Origin of the sequence: Bacillus altitudinis 41KF2b, from assembly GCF_000691145.1 — a bacterium.
Taxonomy (GTDB): Bacteria; Bacillota; Bacilli; order Bacillales; family Bacillaceae; genus Bacillus; species Bacillus altitudinis.
In genome coordinates, this window is record NZ_ASJC01000001.1 from 137,745 (window position 1) to 157,137 (window position 19,393).

A 19,393-nucleotide genomic window follows, 5' to 3' on the forward strand; every position below is an offset into this window, starting at 1 on the left:
TTCCAAACCACTTTCCACGCGGAAAGTGGTTTTTTTATATGGAAAAACAGGAGGAGAGGAACATGACATTTTCGAATGAATGTAAAGAAGCAGCAGCTAGATGGTGGAATGGGAGCTTTACACACCCTTTTGTGCAAGGGATTGGTGATGGCACACTTTCACTCGATCGTTTCACTTATTATGTGATGCAGGATTCGTACTATTTAACTCATTTTGCAAAAGTACAGTCATATGGAGCCGCCATTAGTGAGGACTTACATACGACAGGCAGAATGGCATATCATGCGCAGGGTACGTATGAAGCAGAGCTATCACTGCATAGAAAGTTCACAGAACTGCTCCAGATCTCTGATGAAGCGCTGGCAAACTTTAAACCTTCTCCAACTGCATATGCATATACCTCGCATATGTACCGATCTGTGAAAAGCGGTCGTTTTGAAGAAATTTTAGCCGCATTATTGCCGTGCTACTGGCTTTATTATGAGGTAGGAGAAAAACTGAAACAAACAACACCTGACCATCCGATTTATCAAGAATGGATTTTGACATATGGCGGAGATTGGTTTAAAGAGCTTGTTTTTGAACAGGTGAACCGTTTTAATGAACTTGCAGAAAAAGCGCCAGAACATGTGCGGGCTAATATGAAAGAAAATTTCGTGATTTCGAGCTATTACGAATACCATTTCTGGGAGATGGCATATGAAAAAGAAATGTGGCAGACAGCATGCTTAGATGGGGTTGGTGCAAATGGAACTCCACGCAGTGACAAATGATACGCTTCCTATCAGGGAGCTCATCAAGCAAATAAAAGACATTGCGTCTGAAGTAGACTTTATTCATATTCGTGAACGATCGAAGGCAGCAGGTGAACTGGTTCACCTCGTGAAACAACTCCTAGCAGAAGGTGTTCCGAAAGAAAAGCTGATTATCAATGACCGAGTTGACGTTGCGCTGCTGACCAATATTCACCGGGTTCATCTTCCTGGACACAGCTTTTCGCCAAAGGAATTAAGACAAAAATTTCCTCACCTCCATGCGGGGGTATCGGTTCATTCGATAGAAGAAGCCAAAGCAGCAGAGAAGAACGGGGCAGAGTATGTCATGTTTGGGCATGTGTATGATACCGCATGCAAACCCGGACTACAGGCGAGAGGCATAAAGGTTGTGGAGGAAATGACTTCTACGCTGTCCATTCCAGTTGTTGTCATTGGTGGAATCACACCAGAACGACTGCCAGAATTGATGCATGTTGATTTAAAGGGAATAGCCGTCATGTCGGGGATTTTTGCTCATCCTCAGCCGCGCAAAATGGCGCAAACATTTTCTAAAAAGCGAGAGGAGAATCCTTATGAACAAGCATTATGATGTGGCAATCATTGGTGGTGGAATCATAGGGATGTCGATCGCTTATCACCTTGCAAAAGCAGGAAAGCAGATTGTCTTATTTGAGGCAAATGAGATCGGGAAGCAAACGACGAGTGCGGCTGCTGGCATGCTGGGTGCACATGCTGAAGGAGAAGGTGATGAAGATATTTTCTTTCAAGTAGGCAGACAAAGTCAGGCTTTATATGAAAAATTAACGGTCGACCTTCAGCATGAATCGGGCATTGATATTCGGACATCAGTGGGCGGGATTATGAAGGTGGCTTTTACAGAACAAGAAAAGCGTGCGCTTTGCCGGATGCAGCATTTGCCCACATTTGAATGGCTTGAAGCAAGCAGCGTAAAAGAACGTATGCCTCAAATAGCAGATGACATTGTAGGAGCAGGCTTGATAGTAGATGATGTACATGTCGAGCCATATGCGGTATGCAGGGCTTTTTGGCAGGCGGCTGTTCGGCATGGAGCGGATGTGAAGGAGTTTACCCCCGTTATTGATGTAAAGAGGGGAAAAGAAACATTGACAGTCAGTACAGCTAAAGGCAGCTTCACATGTGATCATCTGACTGTAGCAAGTGGTGTATGGTCAGGTCGTTTTTTAGAAGAACTGGGGTTATCACATTCTCTCTATCCAGTAAAAGGAGAATGCGTGTCTGTTTGGAATAACGGTCCAGCGCTTGCACACACCATCTACCATGATCATTGTTATATCGTTCAAAGGGATAGCGGTAAGCTAGTGATTGGTGCAACGATGAAACCGAATGACTGGCAGGCCGTTCCGACACTTGGCGGTATTGAAGCAGTTATTCACAAAGCATCTCAGCTCATGCCTTCTATTCGAGAGATGCCGATTGATCAATGCTGGGCAGGTCTTCGGCCAGCGACAAGCGACCGGCATCCCTATATCGGAAAACATCCAGAAGACGAGCGTATTCTTTTTGCAACGGGACATTATCGAAATGGCATTTTACTTGCGCCAATTACGGGGGAAATCATTCGCCGCTTGATAGTAGGCGAGTCTGTTCACAAGGAATGGCTTCATGCGTTTCGGATTGGGCGAAAGGAGGCATTGTTCGTATGAAAATTCAATTGAATGGAAGAATGGTTGATTTCGATAAGGAAAATGGCACGATTTTTGATTTGCTATCAGCCTATCAGCTTGAAAATCGAGTGGTGATCGTTGAAAAGAACCAAGAAATTATAGATAAAGAAGCCTTTCAACAGGTAAAAATTCAACCAAATGACACGATTGAAATCGTTCACTTTGTAGGAGGAGGATGACACCATGCTGCGCATTGGCGGAAAAACATTTACATCAAGACTATTACTAGGGACAGGAAAGTATCCATCATTTGAAGTTCAAAAAGAGGCGGTCAACGTATCAGAAGCTGAAATTTTGACCTTTGCTGTGCGAAGAATGAACATATTTGAACCATCACAGCCCAATTTTTTAGAGCAGCTCGATTTATCAGCCTATACATTGCTACCAAATACTGCAGGGGCAAGTACAGCGGAAGAAGCGGTGAGGATTGCTCGTTTAGCGAAAGCTTCTGGACTGTGTGACATGATCAAAGTAGAAGTCATTGGCTGCTCAAGGTCTCTTCTGCCAGATCCAGTCGAAACGTTAAAAGCATCTGAAATGCTATTAGAAGAAGGTTTTATCGTGTTGCCATATACGTCAGATGATGTGGTGTTGGCAAGGAAATTAGAAGAACTTGGTGTCCATGCCATTATGCCAGGTGCTTCTCCAATTGGATCAGGTCAAGGACTTTTAAACCCTCTGAATCTATCGTTTATTATCGAACAGGCAAAGGTGCCAGTTATTATTGATGCGGGTGTAGGTTCGCCGAAGGATGCTGCTTATGCGATGGAATTGGGCGCTGATGCTGTATTACTGAATACAGCCGTGTCTGGCGCAAAGGACCCTGTGAAAATGGCTAAAGCGATGAAGCTGGCGATTGAATCTGGAAGACTCGGTTTCGAGGCAGGCCGTATTCCACTCAAAAACTATGGAACAGCCAGCAGTCCGCAAGAAGGAATGCCAGCATTTTGAGCACACGTTATTCACGCCAAGAGCTTTTTAGGCCGATCGGTACAGAAGGACAAAAACGGCTAAATGCCTCAAATGCCGTCATTATTGGGGCTGGGGCACTTGGAACAGCGAGTGCTGAAATGCTCGTCCGTGCCGGCGTAGGATCTGTCACCATTTTGGATAGAGATTATATTGAATGGAGCAACCTGCAGCGTCAGCAGCTTTACACAGAACAAGATGTTCTTGATCGGCTGCCAAAGGCTGTGGCTGCTGAGAAAAGACTCAAGCAGGTGAACAGTGACGTTCATGTGAGAGGCATCGTCATTGACGTGACCGCTCAAAATATTGATGAGTACGTCAGCGGGGCATCCATCATCGTGGATGCAGCGGATAATTTTGAGGTGAGAATGATTGCGAACGATGCGGCCGTCAAACATCAAATTCCGTTCCTTTACGGGGCCTGTGTAGCAAGCTATGGTATTCAATTCACAGTGATTCCTGGTGAAACACCATGTTTACACTGCCTGCTTGAGCATTTGCCTGCACAAGGCATGACATGTGATACAGCAGGAATTATTAGTCCAGTAGTGCAGCAGGTTGCGGCCTATCAAGTGGCGGATGCACTGAAGCTTTTAACAGGACACCACATCACACCGGTATTAAGATCGTTTGATTTATGGACAAACGAGCGATCTGATATTCGATCCGTTACGTCTTTAAAAAAGAAACAATGTCCAAGCTGCGGTCTTAAGACATATCCATTTCTCTCATATGATCAAAGAGCAAAAGCAGATGTATTATGTGGACGAAATACCGTACAAATTCGCAGTGCACTAGGGGCACCCCCTGCGCTGCATGAAGTAGCCCGTCAGCTAAAGAAAGCAGGAATGGATGTGTTGGAAAATCCTTATTTGCTTTCGTGTCAGAAGGATGAGTACAAGCTTGTTTTATTCAAAGATGGCAGAGCGCTTGTACATGGGACAAATGATATTGCGAAAGCGAGAACGATTTATCATCAATGGATTGGCTAATGAGAGGGTGAGATGACATGACGATTAAAAAAGCATTAACCATCGCAGGTACTGATTCTGGTGGTGGAGCAGGTATTCAAGCAGACTTGAAAACCTTTCAGGAGCTTGGTGTGTACGGAATGTCCGCCATTACGGCCATTACAGCGCAAAACACACTTGGCGTTCACGGTATTTATCCTCTGTCTATCGAGGCGCTCGAAAGTCAAATTGATGCAGTAGCAGAAGACTTGTTGCCAGATGCCGCTAAAACAGGGATGCTGTGGAGTGCCGACATGATCAGTGTCGTTGCTGAAAAGACGAAGCAATATGACTTGAAACTAATTGTCGATCCAGTCATGATTGCCAAAGGCGGCGCTTCTTTATTAAATGAAGATGCGGTCTCTGCTATGAAAACACAGTTACTACCTGTCAGTTATGCAGTCACACCGAATCTCCCTGAGGCAGAAGTGCTGATAGGCATGCGCATTCAGACAAAAGACGATCGCCATAGAGCAGCAGAACGACTTTATGAGCTTGGCACGTCCTATGTTGTGATCAAAGGAGGTCATAGTCCTTCAGACGGCCTCATTACAGACCTTTTGTACGATGGAAAAAGCTTTTTTGAACTCACGAACGAACATATTGATACACCACATACACACGGAACAGGCTGTACATTTGCAGCGGCATTAACGGCAGAAATAGCAAAAGGTCGTTCCATGAAGGAAGCCTTTGAAACGGCAGAAACCTTTGTCCATGAGGCGATCAAATTTCCTCTGAATATTGGCGCTGGGCACGGACCGACTAACCACTTTGCTTATCAGCAAAACAGAGTCAAAGCATAAAAAGAAGACTGTCTTCACTTGTGAGGACGGTCTTTTTTCTGAAATAAAAACTTTCTTTCAACGGAAATTGTCAATATCTCATGATTTGTGATAAGATTATGATCAGGTACTAATACTATGTCTTGAAAAAATAGGAGGCTTTAATACATATGAACTTTTCTTTAGAAGGCCGTAATATTGTGGTGATGGGTGTTGCCAATAAACGAAGCATCGCTTGGGGAATCGCTCGTTCACTTCACGAAGCAGGAGCTCGTTTGATTTTTACTTATGTTGGAGATCGTCTGGCAGAATCAGTGAAAGAGCTAGCAAGCACGCTAGAGCGTGATGATTCCATTATTCTTCCTTGTGATGTGACAAGTGATGAAGAAATCGAAAAATGTTTTGCAACGATTAAAGAAAAAGTACAAGTCATCCATGGTGTTGCACATGCGATTGCATTTGCGAACAAAGAAGAGCTTGTCGGTGAATATTTGAACACGAACCGTGAAGGTTTCCTTTTAGCGCACAACATTAGTGCCTATTCACTAACAGCTGTAGCAAAAGCAGCACGTCCGCTCATGACAGAAGGCGGAAGCATTGTCACACTTACTTACCTAGGCGGAGAGCGCGTTGTCTCTAACTACAATGTCATGGGTGTAGCAAAAGCAGCCCTTGAAGCAAGTGTGAAATACTTAGCAAATGATCTTGGAGCGGAAGGCATCCGTGTGAACAGCATTTCTGCTGGACCAATTCGTACGTTATCTGCAAAAGGAATCAGCGGCTTTAATACGATCCTGAAGGATATTGAAGAGCGTGCACCGCTTCGCCGTACAACGACTCCTGAAGAAGTTGGCGATACAGCACTATTCTTATTCAGTGATTTATCGCGCGGCATGACAGGTGAGAATCTTCATGTTGATTCTGGCTTCCATATCATTGCCCGCTAAACGAATAATTGATTTGCAGCATACCAATCACTGGTATGCTGTTTTTTATTTTTCTTCTGATTTGGGGTGTCCTCTCATATATATAAGGAATGAATCATTCGGGAGGGATCAGTATGTCAAATAAAGGTGATGAGAATCAAAAGCCGCTTATGTATATTGTTCAGCCGAGCTATGATGAATCAGCGCCGGCCATGCAAAATATTGTGAGAAAGCGAAAGAAGTCAGAAAAACCTTCAGAAACCAATAAAAGCGCCAAAGAGGATGCAATCGACGAGAGCGTGCAAGAACCTGTATCACAGGAAGTAAAGCAGAAAAAAGAAGAGCCGCCTGCACTACAGCAAGAGCGGGAGATCAATCAAGAAAAAGATGATTCACAAAATCGAGAGCCAGTACAAGAACAAGAAAAACAGCCAGAAGGCGTATTTCATGAAACAAAAGAAGAACCAAGAAGAAAACGAGTGAAGAAGCCGTTAAGCCAAATGAATATCGAGGAGAAAGTCGATTTTCTTACAAGTCTGCCGCATAATATGCCGAGAGCGCTTTGCCTCATTGAAGCCGATGGAAAAACATATAGAGGAATCATCATGGAGAGAAAAGACAATATGGTGGTCATCCGCACGGCAGGCGGCGGTAATCCAGTGGAATTAGCAATTGGTGATATTTCTTCTATTCATCCACTTGGTTTTTAATGAACATAAAAAAAGTCCCATAACGGGACTTTTTTTGTTAGCAGCTACGGTTGATGAGTCTTGGATTTAAGCACTCGATTGCGCAGAAGCAGTCAAGGTCTACTTCAATGCAATACTTTGATTTTTCTAAACGGAACACATCACATACGGAATCTTTATCTGTAAAATCTAAAATATGACGATCTTTGTCAAATGCAATAAGCAAGCTGAGTGTTGCGCAGTGATCAGAGATGTGTTCGACTCTGAAAAATGCAGTGCTGAAGCAAGGGCCGGCATCTACTTCTCCGACGTTTCCGAATGCGACGAATGGTTTTGATTTTGAGGTAAATAGAACAAATGGGACAGTGTCACCTAATGAATGTGATGGAGAAAGGAGATTGCTGTAACAGCTGGTCGGGCAATCCTCTTCGACGGCATTTTGTAAGTCGTTTATGTTTTCAACAGCCTCTGCTACACAGTTCCATGAATGTTTGCGGCTCATATTCAACCCTCCTATACAAGGAAATTTGTTTGAGTGTTTGAGCACTGTCATCATCATCTATAAGCTTTATTATGTGTCTCGCCGGTTGATGCATCTAATGTCAATCAATGCGGAAGCGGCCGCCTTTTGCTGACTGCTCCGCATGATTGGTTGTCATTCGTGAGGAAGGGGATGCTTTGACTTATGACAAGATAGATGAGCGGGCGATTGGTTTAGCCGTGGTGATGATGCTTTTTATCTTTTGTTGGCATGACTCTGTCGACAAGTTCTGGATTTAAACATTGGATCGCGCAGAAACAGTTCAAATCAACTTCGATACAAAAGTCCGCTTTTTCTAAACCAAAGAAGTCAGGATCGCAAGGGTGACAAACGCTTAACGTATGTCCGTGTACATCAACAGGTCTTAATACAGATAATGTGGCACAGCAGTCATGCAATTTTTCAACCCGGAAGAAAATGGATTCGAAGCATTGGCAATCGTCAACAAATCCTCCAATGTTTCCGAAAGTAGAGAACAATCCGCCCTTTTTATCAAAAAGTAAAAACGGAATCGTATCTTTTCCAGAAACTGTCGGGCTTAATAAATTACTGTAGCAGCTCGTAGGACATTTATCTTCTACAGCTTCCTGCTCTGCTAAAATCTTATCAACCGCATCGCATACACAGTTTTCATCATGTCGGCCATGGTGTTTTCCGCAGCTCATGGATTTCAGCTCCTTTAACAAGGTATTTGACTTTAGTCCTTAACAACATATGTATGCGCCCTCTAGTTGGTGTGGGTAAATGACTATTTATCTTTGTTGTATTTTTAGAAAAAGGAAAAGCAGAGCTTTTCGCTCTGCTTTTGTACATTAGAGGATACCAATTGCAACGATCGTCGCAACAAGTGTCTGTGTAAGTGTTTGGATGGCAATAGAGATGTCCGCATCGATTGTAGAGACTGTAACGTTTCTAGAGTTTTCGATAACAAGTTTCTGACGATTTGTTTGTTTGTGGCTAGCTGCTTGTAAGAGATCTTGCGTGACGCGGTCAGCTAGGTCACCATCAGCGATTGAGATGTTTGTAATGGTGATGATCGCTGTTTGAACAGCTGCTTGGATAGATGCTGCAACCTGTGCATCAACAGAAGAGACGTTAATGTCACAAGAATCTCTAACGATAATGACTTCCTCAGATGTCTGCTTTGTGACACTCACTTGATCAAAGTCTTGTAAAACATCTTCATCATCATAATAGTGGCCGTCACAAACTGCTTTTCTTTCGTAGTTATGATGGTAATCGCCGTGGTGTGTACAGTTACGATCTAGAGCAACCCAAGAGTATGGTTTAGAATCCATTTCTTTTCCTCCTTCCGTTTACTTTATTAAATGCTGGAATGATTGGTTTTGTCTCGGGCATTTATCCTAGCAGGCAACCCATTTTTATTTAATCGTTATTTTGCTGCGCTTGACGGCGCTGCTGGATACGATCTCGAAGTGAATTTCGTTTAGGACGCACTTGTGGTTCAGGCTCGACCTCTTCTGCATGTTTTGCTGCCTCTGCCTGACGCTTTTTCTCTTGCTGCTGCTGTACGAAATCATCTGCTTTCTTTTGTAAATCCTGAACCAGCTTCAAAATCATCCTTCTTTGATCTTCTGAAAGGTTTGCTTTCTGATCATCTGTGACATTATTTTTGTTTAAAATATCACTCACAAGAAGGCTTGTTAATGGATCAACATCAGTGTTGATTTGAAACTCCTTTTTTTCGTTCTCTTCAGCCACGATTATTTCACCTCTTTCATACATGATGTTAGAAAAAGAAAGGGTCAAAGAATGCCGGCTTCAACTAAAAGTACATTCAGTGTTTGAGTGAGAATTTGTACGGAGTTCATAATGGATGCATCAGATAATGTAATCGTGACGTTATAACAATTGATGATTTGAATCACTGTTTTCTTTTGAACTGTCACTTGTTGTGCAGCTAAAAGCTGTTCTGTGATGTCTGCAGCCAATTCATCATCTGGTACAAGAATTTGAATTAAAAGAGTAATGATTGTCGTTACGGTCGCTTGAAGGGAGAGTGCGGCTGTTACATCTGTTTTATGAATCGTGACATTTTCGGAATCCTTGATCTCGATGAAATCATCATAATTGCTGATTAATTCGTTTAACAGTTGTGTGTATAATAAATCAGCACTTTCTTCAATAGACAATACTTTCACTCCTTTCTTATCTATACATTATTTAATGCAGCAGAGGCTCAAGGTGGAATCGGAAAGCATGAAAAAGTACAACCCAATTTTATTTGCACTCGATTCATCATGGCGGTCTTTCTTTTTGCATATATAAAGAAAGGACGGAAAAAGAAGAATGAAGGAGGTGGAGGTTCCATGAGCGGCGCTTTGTCATTTGCTATATTTGCCCTCGCATCCTTTAGGCTGACGAGATTGATCGTGTTTGATACGATTACAGCCCCCTTTCGCCGTCTATTTCATGAAGAGCAAGAAGAGGTAAACGAACAAGGTGAAGTCGAGACCTATATCGTCATTAAGGGGAAGGGACTGCGATCTTGGATAGGAGAGCTGTTAAGCTGTTATTGGTGTACGGGTATGTGGTGCACTGCTGCTTTACTACTGATATACATATTTTTTCCTGTCATCAGCATGTGGCTTAATTTACTATTAGCGATTGCCGCCGCAGCAGGCTTGATTGAAGCAGTCGTGTCGAAGCTTGTGAAATAAACAGGCATTCTGATCAGACACGCTTAAAGAAAATGCATATACTAACATGGAATAGGAAAGGAAGGGTTGCGATGAAACCAACTGAAACACCGTCACATATGCTTCAAGGGTATCCAGCGCAGTCAAATCAACAATCTGTATATACGAAGAAAATCAAGAAGACGGGCTGCGGCTGCGGGAAGAAAAAGAAACCTCAATAGAGAAAAACAAAAGCCGGATTTATCCGGTTTTTTTGTTGCCCTTTTTTTGGGTGATGCATATGTAAGAGAGAAGGGGTGACCAGAATGGATGCATTCGAACAATTAATCGGTTCCTTGTTCACTAAACCCCATGATGGGAAAGAGCAAGCGCACGAAAAAGCTGAAATGGATCTAGCGAATAAAGCGAAGGATCTTGAAGAGCACTTAAAAGCATTTGGCGAGAAAATGGATACTTTTGCGAAAGAAACAGAAGCATTCATGATCCGTCATGGAGAGGCAGATTACGTCTTTAAACAGCAGAAATAAAAATTCCGCACTTTTTTATGTGATCGTCCAAACCATTTCATGTATTTTTCATATTTTGTAAGGGAGAAGAGGAGGTGCTAAAATATGAGTTGTTACGGTTACGGTGGCGGTTATTGCGGAGGTTATGGCGGCGGCTACGGCGGCGGTTATGGTTCAACTTTTGTTCTTGTCGTCGTGCTTTTCATCCTTCTAATCATCGTTGGTGCTTCTTTCTTTAACTAAACAGTAAGAAGGTGAGGGAAGCAATAGGGAAGCCTTTTGCTTTCCTTTCTCTTTGCTAACAAGGCAGCAGGATAGGCACATATCTCGCCTATTTTCATATAGTAAGGTGATTACTCCACAAAGAGGAGGCAAAGGAATGGATAATAAATTCTTTAAAAGCGTGGAAAATAAAACAGGTGTAAATATGAATGATGTCTTTAAGCTTGCAGGTTCTTTGCAAAACGCGAACTTTAAAGATGAGAATACCGTTCGAGGTGTCATTAAAAAAGTGGCGCAGCTTGCAAACAAACGTGTACCTAAAGAAATGGAAGACAAAATCGTTCAATCGATTACAAGTGGAAAAGAAAAGCTTGATTTTAATACAATCGCTAAAATGATGAACAACAAAAAATAAACAACAGGCTCTCCATTTAAAGGGGGGCCTGTTGTTTTTGTGTGAATAATTCACGATTTTTCTTTAAAAGAGGGTACAAAAAGCGGGAACGGTGAGCAGTTTTTCCTCTTCTATATGATGGAACGGATAGATAAAGGGATTGTTCTGCTCTCGTCATGGCAACGTATAATAAGCGCCGCTCCTCTTCAATGGCTTCTTCATCACCGCTTCTCAGCTCATCAAGTGCAAAGTCATGAGGGAGCGCCCCATCAACCACGCTCGTGATGTACACTGTTTGGAATTCTAGTCCCTTCGCACGGTGGATCGTCATGAGCTGAACGCCTGGTTCATCTGATTTTTCCTTTTCAGCAGATTTCATATGTTCGGCATGAGCGAGGAAGGCTTCAATTGTTTCAAAACGTTTCGCCGCTGTTTTCACATCTCGTACATCATCTGTTCCTTTTTCAAGCACATTCGTATCATTCACACGTTTTTTTAAATAATCACCAAGTCCCATCCTTTGTTCAATAAACGCTACAGCTTTAGATGGCTTTAACGATTTTAACGTTCGAAACAGGGGAACGATCGATTGCAGTTTTTTGCGCTGAAACGGCTGAATGTCTGTTAGCTTTCCAAGTGCCTCTACCATAGAACAATCTTCCGTAATGGTCAGCGCCTTCAGGGTATTCAGTGTTTGCTGCTTTAAAAAGAAAACGGGCAGCAGCAGCTTCATTGCGGCGACATCATCTGCATCCTGACTTAGCGAAAGAAAAGCGAGCAGCACCCGAACAATTCTTCTGCTATAAAAGGCTTTTACGCCAGCATCGGTTTGATACGGAATCGCCGATTGATGAAGACGTTCATAAATCGCGCGGCCTCCCGTATTCGTTCTAAACAGCACGCAAAAGTCATTCGGTTTCGCACCGTTTTTAATTTTCTCCTGAATATCTGCTACGATCATGGTCGCTTCCTCTTCCTCGTCATATGGATAAAAAAGAGTCGGCGGAATTTTCTCCACGCGAACGGCTTTTAACGTTTTCTCGTAACGATGCTGGTTCTTCTTAATAATGGCGTCTGCACTTGCGACAATCGTATGATGAGAGCGGTAATTTGCATGTAAATGGACGATCTTGGCCGAAGGATAGTCCTGTTTGAAGTCAAGAATAAAAGCAGGATTGCTTCCTCTAAATGCATAGATGGCTTGATCATCATCGCCTACACAAAATAGCTGCTCGGATTCTCCAGCTAAAAGCTGGATTAATTGATATTGTACGGGATTAATATCTTGAAATTCATCTACTAAAATATACTTGAATCGTTCTTGATATTGTTTGAGCAATTCAGGCTGCTTATTCAGCATGTGTAAACAGGCAATCGCCATGTCATCAAAGTCAAATTGTTGATTTTCACGCTTTTGCTGTTCGTATGACTGATAGATTGTCCACATTTGCTTTTCCTTTTCATCTTTCAGCTCAGGAAGTTCGTTTGGCAAAAAAGCATTTTTCCAATAGCCGATTGATTGCAGCACTTGATCGGTTGGATAGTCTTTTTCATCAAGTCCTTCATGCATGATCGCTTTGCGAATATACTGCTCTTTTTGCCAGTCGAATTTAATCAAATGCTGTCCGTTCCATTTGCCCCGATCATCGTGAAGCAACATTTTATAAAATAGACTGTGGAATGTGCCTGTCACAACTTGGCTCGCCTGTGAAGGATGAAGCTGATACTGCATACGCAGTCTTTCTTTCATTTCACTGCTTGCTTTTGTGGTGAAGGTCACGAGCAGGATATGGTGAGCAGGGATTTGATGGTGCGACATCAGATAAGCAGCTCTTGCTGTCAGTACCCTTGTTTTCCCGCTACCGGCGCCAGCCAGCACAAGCATCGGACCGTCTTTGTGTGTGACAGCTTGAAGCTGCGGTGCGCTAAAGGTGATGTGTGGAAAGAGGTCAATGGTATGCACTTCTTCTTTCTTTTCTAAATGAAAGGTTTCGCCAAATTGAATGGACCGTGGTTCCTGCCAGTCACACGATTCTTCTGTTTGTGAGATGATCTGTTTGCCGGTTGGAAAGCGAAAGCCGCCAAGTTCTTTGTAGGATGCATGTTCCTCTCGTTCAGCCGGTTTCTTTTCCTCTTGTTGTTCTCTTTTTTCGCAAATCTCTTGCTGAGATATTTGCTTATGGATAAAGGCAGGTTCTTCATGTATATTTAATCTAAAAAGGACGGGTTGTCCGCAATATGGGCAAGATAAATGCCCTTTTTTGCCCTCATCATGGAGGAATTGATAGTGTTCTCTCGAATATGTATGTAATGAGATCGTTCGATCATGTCGTCGTGCGCATTTCAAAGCTAGTCCTCCAATAGTCAATCAATGTTAAAAAGAAACACATCTAATCATATCAAATGAGGCGTGTTTCAAACAGTCATAATTAGGGAATAGTAGAGTAGAAGAGAAGCAAAGGAGGCGTTCTTGATGGGATATATAGCCCCGATTCAGCCGGATCTGTATTTTCAATATATCAATCGTCCTGCTCCTCAGGATAAAGAAGACTATGCGAAAGTGACGAAGGTCACCCGCACCTTTCATGACAAGGTATACAGAGAGCTGGAGAAAAAAGAGGACTTAGTGACAGAAGCGGAAACGAAAGTACAGCAAAAAAAGCGGGAACGCTTTGTACGAGATATGTTTATGGAAGAAGGTAAGGGCGTTCATATCAATACTTACGTCTAAATGACTGCGCTTTCTTCCTGAGCGAACGAGATGGAATCAATAAAAAGCCAGGGCATCCATGATGCCCTGGCTTTTTATTTTCGTTAAACGGATAGTGTTTTTGTCATTTTGACATGTGTAATCCCTGCTTCTTCAAACGGTTCTGAAACGGCTTTGTAGCCTTTCTTTTCGTAGAAGGGAAGAGCTTGGACTTGTGCATGCATGACAGCTTCTTTCGCCCCGTTTGCCATCGCTTCAGACTCAAGTGCTTCTAAAAGCTGGTGGCCAAGGCCGAAAGAGCGCGCCTCTTTTAATACACAAATTCGTTCAAGCTTTGCCTTATGACCTTCAATTATGCGCAGTCTAGCAGCAGCTTGTGGTTTGTTGTCATCATTATAAATGACAAAGTGAATGGCTTCGTCCTCAAGTTCATCAATTTCGATCTCTAACGGGACTTCTTGTTCTTTTACGAAAACTTCTTTTCGAACATAATAAGCATCTTCTCGTTGTGTTTGTTCTTTTACGATGACTGTATTCAAATGTCTTTAACCCTCTTCTCCTAAGATAAATGTTTCATAAACGGTCCAAGAACCGTTCTCTAATTGATATAAAAGATGGAAGCGGTCAACCGTTTCCTCGTGGTCAATTTTTCTCAGCTTCAATGTGCCTAGAACGTCTGAATGCTCATCGTCTGATAACTTTTGAGCCACTGTCACATGCGGAACAAATGCATATTCAGGTGTACCAGCAAGCGGATCAGTGTACAACTTCTCATTGAGAGCCATTAATTCTTCGTTCGGTTCTACTTTCATATAAATCACGTTGTTTACAGGAGCGAATGAACTGAATTTTTTAATACGTAACGTAATAGGAGAAGCATTTTTTGCGTACTCTCGCAAGGTGGAGACGACCTCAGCTGCTTCTAGATCCGTTAATTCAAAAGGTGTTCTTAATGTTAAATGAGGTGGTATGAGTGCATAGTTCGGATCATAACGTTTCCGATAAGAGTTCGCAATGTCTTGCAATTTTTTTGATGGAAATAAAACAACTCCGTATTTCATCATGTTCCCTCCTGATTAAGAAAGTATTTATTATTTTTTATTATAACAAAATTCAGTTGATTAACGAATATGGGAGCATTCTTTTTAACGAAGGTGAAATGAGCGGCTGCCAAAACGTCCATTTATGATCGCCTTCGAATGTCTCAAATAAATAATCCGCACCGGACTTCTCCAAAAGGATCTTTAATTCTTCGTTCGGCTGAATAAAGTCAAGCACTTGCCCATCTGTCGTTTTCACAGCTGTTTCTTCTAACCCGATTTGATGGATAATGGCATAGTGAGCAAGGGATGATGACTGTTTGACTGCTTGCAGAACCGACTCATCCACGTAAGGAGACTGCAAAATCAGTCCACCAAATAACGAAGGATAATCAATGGCTGTCATAAGTGAGATCGTAGCACCTAATGAATCACCAATAAATGTACGACCTGATCCAACTTGATACGTTGGGTAGTGTTCATCAATATACGGAACTAGTTCATTTGCCAAAAAGCGTTTATACGCCTCGAACTTTGGTCCGTCTGGATGATACGTATTTCGCCTTTCAGTCACATTTTCATATGGGACACCAATGATAATCGAGCGTTCCATTTCTTTGTTTTGCATTAATTCTTCCGCCTGTCTGCCTATTTTACCTAGACGGAAATAATCATGACCATCTTGTGCAATGATGACATGATATGTATAAAGGGGGGAGTAATTAACTGGCAAATAAATCAAAATGGTCATATCTGCCCCAAGTTCTTTTGACTGTAAGGTTTCTTCTTGAATGATGCCTGTTTTCTTCACCATAATCCATTCCTCCAGCTAACCAAATTCATCATAAGTGAAACGTTTCCATTCATTGTAACACGAAAAACAGTGTTGTTCCTATATGCTAACATGCAATCAAATTGGCTGACATTCAATCTGCTGCAAAATACAGAAAATTTTAATTAATCGTTACATTTCCCCTTGAAAAATGAGGTTTAATGCGTTACAGTATTAAGAATTAGAACAGACAGACAACACATTCTTATCGTGAGAGGTGGAGGGACTGGCCCTTTGAAACCTCAGCAACCGGTATGCATCACTTCATGTGATGTACCAAGGTGCTAAATCCAGCAAGCAGCTTTTTTGCTTGGAAGATAAGAGGAAGCGATTAAACCCCTTCTTCTTATGAAGAAGGGGTTTTTCTGTTTTGAAATTAGATTTTTACTTAGGATGGTGTCAAATGACAGAACATGTGGAAACGAAGTTAGCGCAAATTGGAAACCGCAGCGAAGAGGTGACTGGTACTGTCAGTCCTCCCGTTTATCTTTCAACAGCTTACAGACATAGAGGCATTGGGGAATCAACAGGATTTGATTATATTCGGACGAAAAACCCAACAAGGCAGCTTGTAGAAGATGCGATTGCTTCACTCGAAGAAGGAACGGCCGGTTTTGCCTTCAGTTCGGGAATGGCTGCCATCCAAACGATCATGGCGCTGTTTGAGAGCGGGGATGAACTCATTGTTTCATCAGATTTATATGGCGGTACATACCGTCTATTTGAAAACGAATGGAAAAAGTACGGACTGCGCTTTGTTTATGATGATTTTTCAGATGAAGACTGTTTACGCTCTAAAATGACGCCAAATACAAAAGCCGTCTTTATTGAAACGCCAACAAACCCACTCATGCAGGAAGCGGATATTCAAAAGGTTGCGAAAATCGCAAAAGATCACGGTGCATTGGTCATTGTGGATAACACCTTTTATACGCCCGTCTTGCAAAAACCGATTACACTCGGAGCAGACATTGTCATTCATAGTGCAACCAAATATTTAGGCGGACATAACGATGTTCTTGCCGGACTTGTCGTCACAAATGGGGAGCAGCTATCGGAAGACATGTTCCAGCATCAAAACGCCATCGGAGCGGTTTTATCTCCATTTGACTCATGGCTTTTAATGAGAGGAATGAAAACATTGGCGCTGAGAATGCGCCAGCACGAAGCTAATGCGAAGGAATTAGCTGACTTTCTAAAGCAGCAGCCGGAAATTCAAGATGTGCTTTACCCAGGAAAGGGAGGCATGCTGTCATTCCGAGTAGCCAAAGAGGACTGGGTCAATCCATTTTTAAAGAAGCTGAAAACGATTTGTTTTGCTGAAAGCCTTGGCGGAGTCGAAAGCTTCATCACGTATCCAGCGACGCAAACCCATATGGACATCCCAGAAGAGATTCGCATCGCAAACGGTGTGTGTAACAAATTGCTGCGTTTCTCAGTCGGGATTGAGCATGTGGAGGACCTAAAAGCAGACCTGAAACAGGCACTATCAAATGTGAAAGAGGAGGTACATACGAAATGACCACACACGATTGGACACTAGAAACACAACTCGTTCATAATGCGTTTAAAACAGACCGTTCAACAGGTGCAGTCAGTGTGCCGATTCAACATGCATCGACGTTTCACCAAAGCAGCTTCGATGACTTTGGTCAATATGACTACTCCCGATCAGGCACCCCTACACGTCAGGCATTAGAGGATACCATTGCAGCGCTAGAAGGAGGAACGAGAGGGCTTGCCTTTGCGTCAGGCATGGCAGCCATTTCAACCGCTTTTCTTCTATTATCAAAAGGAGATCATGTCCTTGTCACAAGAGATGTGTACGGCGGGACTTTCCGAATGATCACCCAAGTTCTTTCAAGATTTGGGATTGAGCATACCTTTGTGGACATGACCAATTTGAATGAAGTGAAACAAGGCATTCAATCAAATACAAAAGTCATTTACATGGAAACACCGTCAAACCCTACACTCGGTATTACAGATATTGAAGGTGTCGTACAGATTGCGAAAGAACATGACTGTCTGACTTTCTTAGATAATACGTTTTTAACGCCTGCGCTTCAGCGTCCGCTGGACCTTGGTGTTGACGTTGTTCTGCACAGCGCAACGAAATTTTTAAGCGGCCACAGTGATGTACTGTCAGGCTTAGCCGTGGTGAAAGATGAGAAGCTAGGAGACGAACTTTATTCGCTGCAAAACTCCTTCGGCGCGGTGCTTGGCGTACAGGATTGCTGGCTTGTGCTTAGAGGATTAAAGACCCTTCAAGTCAGATTAGAAAAAGCCAGTCAAACCGCATTAGAACTGGCTACATTCCTAAAAGAACATCCTGCGGTCAAAAAAGTATATTACCCAGGATTAGATGATCACCCAGGGGCAGACATTCAGCGGAAACAGGCGAGCGGTGCAGGTGCTGTTCTTTCATTTGAACTAGAAAACCAAGCGGCTGTCAAAGAATTGGTCGATGGCGTCACATTACCTGTATTCGCCGTCAGCCTCGGAGCAGTCGAATCCATTCTTTCCTATCCGGCCAAAATGTCCCATGCCGCTATGCCAAAAGAAGAAAGAGAAAAAAGAGGTATCTCGGATGGTTTACTTCGATTAAGTGTGGGCGTAGAAAACGGAGAAGACCTCAAAAGGGACTTCAAACAAGCACTAGATCAACTAAAGCCAGCTCTTGTGAACCAATCATAAAAGTCAGTGAAAAGCCGGTGCAGATACCGGCTTTGTGCCTTTTTTGAACAAAACCATTGACGTCTGACGATGATGGTTATATAATAGAGACTGTCAGTAACAGAAAGCCCAGAACTGATACATAACCCGATTCCGTAGCTCAGCTGGGAGAGCGCTACCTTGACAGGGTAGAGGTCGCTGGTTCGAGCCCAGTCGGAATCATTGTTGAAACCCTTGTGTAGCAAGGGTTTTTTTGTTTTTATCTTTTCTCATAAAACAAAGATTTAGACTTGTGGGGCCATTCTTTCAAAAAAAGTTATGAAATTGATCAAATGGCCTAAAAATTATTTAAATTAATTTGCGGTTTCGCTCCGAGCTGTTTTAAATACATCGAATTTATCAGCTGTATCTTTATCAACTTTTTCTGTCACATGACTATAGGTATCAGAAAGTACCTTGAGGCTTTCATGACCAGTTCTTTTTTGTATGGCTTTCATTTGAGCTCCAGCTTCAATAAGAAGAGTAACCATTGTATGCCTTAGATCATGAAGTCTTATTTTTTTATCTCAGCTTTCTTTCTGAACTTATCCCATCGAGCAGTTGGGGTTGTATAATAAAATGGTTTTCCACTTCCGTTGTGGAATAAGAATTCAAAAGTTCCACCTTCCCAATCTTCACCAACTTTCATTTTTTCTTTCCTCCACCACAAATAATAGTTCTGTAAATCTTCCATATACCATTCAGGCATTGAAACGAAACCGAAGCTGCTTTGTGCATTTCTAAACTATAGCGAAATTTTTTCTAAGATCCGTCATGCCTTCAAGGTACGGGAATAAACATATTATACTCTAAAATAAGAACTTGCGTTCGTTTTTTTAAAAGTATACTTAAGCTAGAGGCTTAGTTAAAACTCTGAATTTGAGATTTATATATTTAATTCTATAAAAATAT

28 protein-coding genes, 1 tRNA gene and 1 riboswitch are annotated in these 19,393 nt (G+C 42.4%); of the genes, 18 read left to right on the plus strand and 11 right to left on the minus strand.

The genetic code is table 11. From position 1 onward, the window contains the following. Positions 1 to 62 precede the first annotated feature (62 nt). From tenA to BA79_RS00705, 9 genes are all read left to right on the plus strand, one after another. Complete coding sequence (gene tenA / locus BA79_RS00665; RefSeq protein ID WP_035700321.1) at positions 63 to 773, plus strand: thiaminase II; 711 nt, start codon at positions 63 to 65, stop codon at positions 771 to 773. Next, on the plus strand, positions 748 to 1,365 hold the full coding sequence (gene tenI / locus BA79_RS00670) for a thiazole tautomerase TenI (RefSeq protein WP_035700324.1): 618 nt from the start codon (positions 748 to 750) through the stop codon (positions 1,363 to 1,365). Before tenA ends, tenI begins: the two co-directional genes overlap by 26 nt. Beyond that, the gene (gene thiO / locus BA79_RS00675) at positions 1,349 to 2,461 is read left to right on the plus strand and encodes a glycine oxidase ThiO (protein WP_035700327.1); all 1,113 of its coding nucleotides are present in this window, start codon (positions 1,349 to 1,351) and stop codon (positions 2,459 to 2,461) included. Before tenI ends, thiO begins: the two co-directional genes overlap by 17 nt. Then, complete coding sequence (thiS, locus tag BA79_RS00680) at positions 2,458 to 2,661, plus strand: sulfur carrier protein ThiS (protein WP_017367025.1); 204 nt, start codon at positions 2,458 to 2,460, stop codon at positions 2,659 to 2,661. Before thiO ends, thiS begins: the two co-directional genes overlap by 4 nt. Positions 2,662 to 2,665: 4 nt before the next feature. Further along, positions 2,666 to 3,433, plus strand: coding sequence for a thiazole synthase (locus tag BA79_RS00685; protein WP_007498979.1), 768 nt, complete (start codon positions 2,666 to 2,668; stop codon positions 3,431 to 3,433). Then, entirely contained in the window at positions 3,430 to 4,443 is a 1,014-nt protein-coding gene (locus BA79_RS00690) for a thiazole biosynthesis adenylyltransferase ThiF (protein ID WP_035700330.1), read from the plus strand. The genes BA79_RS00685 and BA79_RS00690 overlap by 4 nt, the downstream gene beginning before the upstream one ends. 17 nt (positions 4,444 to 4,460) lie before the next feature. Further along, positions 4,461 to 5,267, plus strand: coding sequence for a bifunctional hydroxymethylpyrimidine kinase/phosphomethylpyrimidine kinase (gene thiD / locus BA79_RS00695; protein ID WP_017359661.1), 807 nt, complete (start codon positions 4,461 to 4,463; stop codon positions 5,265 to 5,267). 149 nt (positions 5,268 to 5,416) lie between these two features. Further along, positions 5,417 to 6,193 carry an enoyl-ACP reductase FabI gene (fabI, locus tag BA79_RS00700; RefSeq protein ID WP_035700334.1) on the plus strand — a complete coding sequence of 259 codons (777 nt, stop codon included), beginning with the start codon at positions 5,417 to 5,419 and terminating at the stop codon, positions 6,191 to 6,193. 113 nt (positions 6,194 to 6,306) lie between these two features. Next, positions 6,307 to 6,882 (plus strand): CotO family spore coat protein, encoded by a 576-nt coding sequence (locus tag BA79_RS00705; protein WP_017359659.1) that lies wholly within the window; start codon positions 6,307 to 6,309, stop codon positions 6,880 to 6,882. A gap of 37 nt (positions 6,883 to 6,919) precedes the next feature. Here the strand turns inward: BA79_RS00705 and BA79_RS00710 are convergent, their stop codons facing one another. From BA79_RS00710 to BA79_RS00730, 5 genes are all read right to left on the minus strand, one after another. Continuing rightward, positions 6,920 to 7,363 carry a CotY/CotZ family spore coat protein gene (locus tag BA79_RS00710; protein WP_008348434.1) on the minus strand — a complete coding sequence of 148 codons (444 nt, stop codon included), beginning with the start codon at positions 7,361 to 7,363 and terminating at the stop codon, positions 6,920 to 6,922. A gap of 212 nt (positions 7,364 to 7,575) precedes the next feature. Continuing rightward, complete coding sequence (locus BA79_RS00715; RefSeq protein WP_008348432.1) at positions 7,576 to 8,067, minus strand: CotY/CotZ family spore coat protein; 492 nt, start codon at positions 8,065 to 8,067, stop codon at positions 7,576 to 7,578. A gap of 147 nt (positions 8,068 to 8,214) precedes the next feature. Then, positions 8,215 to 8,700, minus strand: a complete 486-nt coding sequence (locus BA79_RS00720; RefSeq protein WP_008348431.1) for a spore coat protein — start codon at positions 8,698 to 8,700, stop codon at positions 8,215 to 8,217. Between the two features lie 88 nt (positions 8,701 to 8,788). Then, on the minus strand, positions 8,789 to 9,124 hold the full coding sequence (locus BA79_RS00725) for a hypothetical protein (RefSeq protein WP_008355377.1): 336 nt from the start codon (positions 9,122 to 9,124) through the stop codon (positions 8,789 to 8,791). Between the two features lie 44 nt (positions 9,125 to 9,168). Further along, on the minus strand, positions 9,169 to 9,555 hold the full coding sequence (locus tag BA79_RS00730) for a spore coat protein (protein ID WP_007498962.1): 387 nt from the start codon (positions 9,553 to 9,555) through the stop codon (positions 9,169 to 9,171). A 177-nt stretch (positions 9,556 to 9,732) separates the two neighbouring features. Here BA79_RS00730 and BA79_RS00735 point away from each other — a divergent pair, with 177 nt between their 5' ends. The 5 genes from BA79_RS00735 to spoVIF all read left to right on the plus strand — a co-directional run bounded on the left by BA79_RS00735 (position 9,733) and on the right by spoVIF (position 11,205). Further along, positions 9,733 to 10,083 carry a DUF1360 domain-containing protein gene (locus BA79_RS00735; protein ID WP_035700339.1) on the plus strand — a complete coding sequence of 117 codons (351 nt, stop codon included), beginning with the start codon at positions 9,733 to 9,735 and terminating at the stop codon, positions 10,081 to 10,083. Between the two features lie 71 nt (positions 10,084 to 10,154). Beyond that, complete coding sequence (locus BA79_RS19765; protein WP_008348422.1) at positions 10,155 to 10,283, plus strand: hypothetical protein; 129 nt, start codon at positions 10,155 to 10,157, stop codon at positions 10,281 to 10,283. Positions 10,284 to 10,367: 84 nt separating this feature from the next. Continuing rightward, positions 10,368 to 10,589 carry a hypothetical protein gene (locus BA79_RS00740; RefSeq protein ID WP_008348420.1) on the plus strand — a complete coding sequence of 74 codons (222 nt, stop codon included), beginning with the start codon at positions 10,368 to 10,370 and terminating at the stop codon, positions 10,587 to 10,589. An 84-nt stretch (positions 10,590 to 10,673) separates the two neighbouring features. Continuing rightward, the gene (locus tag BA79_RS18755; RefSeq protein ID WP_008348419.1) at positions 10,674 to 10,811 is read left to right on the plus strand and encodes a YjcZ family sporulation protein; all 138 of its coding nucleotides are present in this window, start codon (positions 10,674 to 10,676) and stop codon (positions 10,809 to 10,811) included. A 136-nt stretch (positions 10,812 to 10,947) separates the two neighbouring features. After that, on the plus strand, positions 10,948 to 11,205 hold the full coding sequence (gene spoVIF, locus BA79_RS00750; protein ID WP_008348417.1) for a sporulation-specific transcription regulator SpoVIF: 258 nt from the start codon (positions 10,948 to 10,950) through the stop codon (positions 11,203 to 11,205). A 16-nt stretch (positions 11,206 to 11,221) separates the two neighbouring features. Here spoVIF and BA79_RS00755 read toward each other — a convergent pair whose 3' ends face one another. Continuing rightward, a complete protein-coding gene (locus BA79_RS00755; protein ID WP_035700341.1) occupies positions 11,222 to 13,531 on the minus strand; it encodes an ATP-dependent helicase in 2,310 nt (769 codons plus the stop codon). A 126-nt stretch (positions 13,532 to 13,657) separates the two neighbouring features. On the opposite strand from BA79_RS00755, the gene BA79_RS00760 reads away from it, so the two are divergent. Beyond that, on the plus strand, positions 13,658 to 13,915 hold the full coding sequence (locus tag BA79_RS00760; RefSeq protein WP_008348414.1) for a hypothetical protein: 258 nt from the start codon (positions 13,658 to 13,660) through the stop codon (positions 13,913 to 13,915). An 83-nt stretch (positions 13,916 to 13,998) separates the two neighbouring features. Here the strand turns inward: BA79_RS00760 and BA79_RS00765 are convergent, their stop codons facing one another. The 3 genes from BA79_RS00765 to BA79_RS00775 are packed head-to-tail and all read right to left on the minus strand — an operon-like array spanning position 13,999 to position 15,748. Beyond that, positions 13,999 to 14,433: a GNAT family N-acetyltransferase gene (locus BA79_RS00765; RefSeq protein ID WP_008348412.1), complete on the minus strand. Its 435-nt coding sequence runs from the start codon at positions 14,431 to 14,433 to the stop codon at positions 13,999 to 14,001. A 6-nt stretch (positions 14,434 to 14,439) separates the two neighbouring features. Beyond that, positions 14,440 to 14,955 carry a YjcG family protein gene (locus tag BA79_RS00770; protein WP_017359656.1) on the minus strand — a complete coding sequence of 172 codons (516 nt, stop codon included), beginning with the start codon at positions 14,953 to 14,955 and terminating at the stop codon, positions 14,440 to 14,442. 52 nt (positions 14,956 to 15,007) lie between these two features. Then, entirely contained in the window at positions 15,008 to 15,748 is a 741-nt protein-coding gene (locus BA79_RS00775) for an esterase family protein (RefSeq protein ID WP_035700344.1), read from the minus strand. A 220-nt stretch (positions 15,749 to 15,968) separates the two neighbouring features. Beyond that, positions 15,969 to 16,090: riboswitch (SAM riboswitch) on the plus strand. 79 nt (positions 16,091 to 16,169) lie between these two features. Between BA79_RS00775 and BA79_RS00780 the strand changes: the two genes are divergently transcribed. The 3 genes from BA79_RS00780 (at position 16,170) to BA79_RS00790 (ending at position 18,664) form a co-directional block, all read left to right on the plus strand. Next, positions 16,170 to 17,288: a methionine biosynthesis PLP-dependent protein gene (locus BA79_RS00780; protein ID WP_035700347.1), complete on the plus strand. Its 1,119-nt coding sequence runs from the start codon at positions 16,170 to 16,172 to the stop codon at positions 17,286 to 17,288. Further along, positions 17,285 to 18,463 carry a cystathionine beta-lyase gene (metC, locus tag BA79_RS00785; protein WP_007498948.1) on the plus strand — a complete coding sequence of 393 codons (1,179 nt, stop codon included), beginning with the start codon at positions 17,285 to 17,287 and terminating at the stop codon, positions 18,461 to 18,463. The genes BA79_RS00780 and metC overlap by 4 nt, the downstream gene beginning before the upstream one ends. A gap of 128 nt (positions 18,464 to 18,591) precedes the next feature. After that, positions 18,592 to 18,664 (plus strand) — tRNA-Val (locus BA79_RS00790). A gap of 131 nt (positions 18,665 to 18,795) precedes the next feature. Here BA79_RS00790 and BA79_RS18760 read toward each other — a convergent pair. Next, the gene (locus BA79_RS18760) at positions 18,796 to 18,972 is read right to left on the minus strand and encodes a hypothetical protein (protein WP_080770808.1); all 177 of its coding nucleotides are present in this window, start codon (positions 18,970 to 18,972) and stop codon (positions 18,796 to 18,798) included. A 23-nt stretch (positions 18,973 to 18,995) separates the two neighbouring features. Then, complete coding sequence (locus tag BA79_RS19770) at positions 18,996 to 19,130, minus strand: hypothetical protein (RefSeq protein WP_255201842.1); 135 nt, start codon at positions 19,128 to 19,130, stop codon at positions 18,996 to 18,998. Between the last annotated feature and the right edge of the window lie 263 nt (positions 19,131 to 19,393).

Coding starts and splice junctions, on each gene's coding strand:
- metC (WP_007498948.1), top strand. CDS start 17,285: ATGACCACACACGATTGGACACTAGAAACACAACTCGTTCATAATGCG.
- BA79_RS00740 (WP_008348420.1), top strand. CDS start 10,368: ATGGATGCATTCGAACAATTAATCGGTTCCTTGTTCACTAAACCCCAT.
- thiO (WP_035700327.1), top strand. CDS start 1,349: ATGAACAAGCATTATGATGTGGCAATCATTGGTGGTGGAATCATAGGG.
- BA79_RS00705 (WP_017359659.1), top strand. CDS start 6,307: ATGTCAAATAAAGGTGATGAGAATCAAAAGCCGCTTATGTATATTGTT.
- BA79_RS00760 (WP_008348414.1), top strand. CDS start 13,658: ATGGGATATATAGCCCCGATTCAGCCGGATCTGTATTTTCAATATATC.
- thiS (WP_017367025.1), top strand. CDS start 2,458: ATGAAAATTCAATTGAATGGAAGAATGGTTGATTTCGATAAGGAAAAT.
- BA79_RS00715 (WP_008348432.1), bottom strand. CDS start 8,067: ATGAGCTGCGGAAAACACCATGGCCGACATGATGAAAACTGTGTATGC.
- BA79_RS18755 (WP_008348419.1), top strand. CDS start 10,674: ATGAGTTGTTACGGTTACGGTGGCGGTTATTGCGGAGGTTATGGCGGC.
- BA79_RS19765 (WP_008348422.1), top strand. CDS start 10,155: ATGAAACCAACTGAAACACCGTCACATATGCTTCAAGGGTATCCAGCG.
- BA79_RS00685 (WP_007498979.1), top strand. CDS start 2,666: ATGCTGCGCATTGGCGGAAAAACATTTACATCAAGACTATTACTAGGG.
- BA79_RS00770 (WP_017359656.1), bottom strand. CDS start 14,955: ATGAAATACGGAGTTGTTTTATTTCCATCAAAAAAATTGCAAGACATT.
- BA79_RS00735 (WP_035700339.1), top strand. CDS start 9,733: ATGAGCGGCGCTTTGTCATTTGCTATATTTGCCCTCGCATCCTTTAGG.
- fabI (WP_035700334.1), top strand. CDS start 5,417: ATGAACTTTTCTTTAGAAGGCCGTAATATTGTGGTGATGGGTGTTGCC.
- BA79_RS18760 (WP_080770808.1), bottom strand. CDS start 18,972: ATGGTTACTCTTCTTATTGAAGCTGGAGCTCAAATGAAAGCCATACAA.
- tenI (WP_035700324.1), top strand. CDS start 748: ATGGAACTCCACGCAGTGACAAATGATACGCTTCCTATCAGGGAGCTC.
- BA79_RS00780 (WP_035700347.1), top strand. CDS start 16,170: ATGACAGAACATGTGGAAACGAAGTTAGCGCAAATTGGAAACCGCAGC.
- BA79_RS19770 (WP_255201842.1), bottom strand. CDS start 19,130: ATGAAAGTTGGTGAAGATTGGGAAGGTGGAACTTTTGAATTCTTATTC.
- spoVIF (WP_008348417.1), top strand. CDS start 10,948: ATGGATAATAAATTCTTTAAAAGCGTGGAAAATAAAACAGGTGTAAAT.
- tenA (WP_035700321.1), top strand. CDS start 63: ATGACATTTTCGAATGAATGTAAAGAAGCAGCAGCTAGATGGTGGAAT.
- BA79_RS00710 (WP_008348434.1), bottom strand. CDS start 7,363: ATGAGCCGCAAACATTCATGGAACTGTGTAGCAGAGGCTGTTGAAAAC.
- BA79_RS00775 (WP_035700344.1), bottom strand. CDS start 15,748: ATGGTGAAGAAAACAGGCATCATTCAAGAAGAAACCTTACAGTCAAAA.
- BA79_RS00720 (WP_008348431.1), bottom strand. CDS start 8,700: ATGGATTCTAAACCATACTCTTGGGTTGCTCTAGATCGTAACTGTACA.
- thiD (WP_017359661.1), top strand. CDS start 4,461: ATGACGATTAAAAAAGCATTAACCATCGCAGGTACTGATTCTGGTGGT.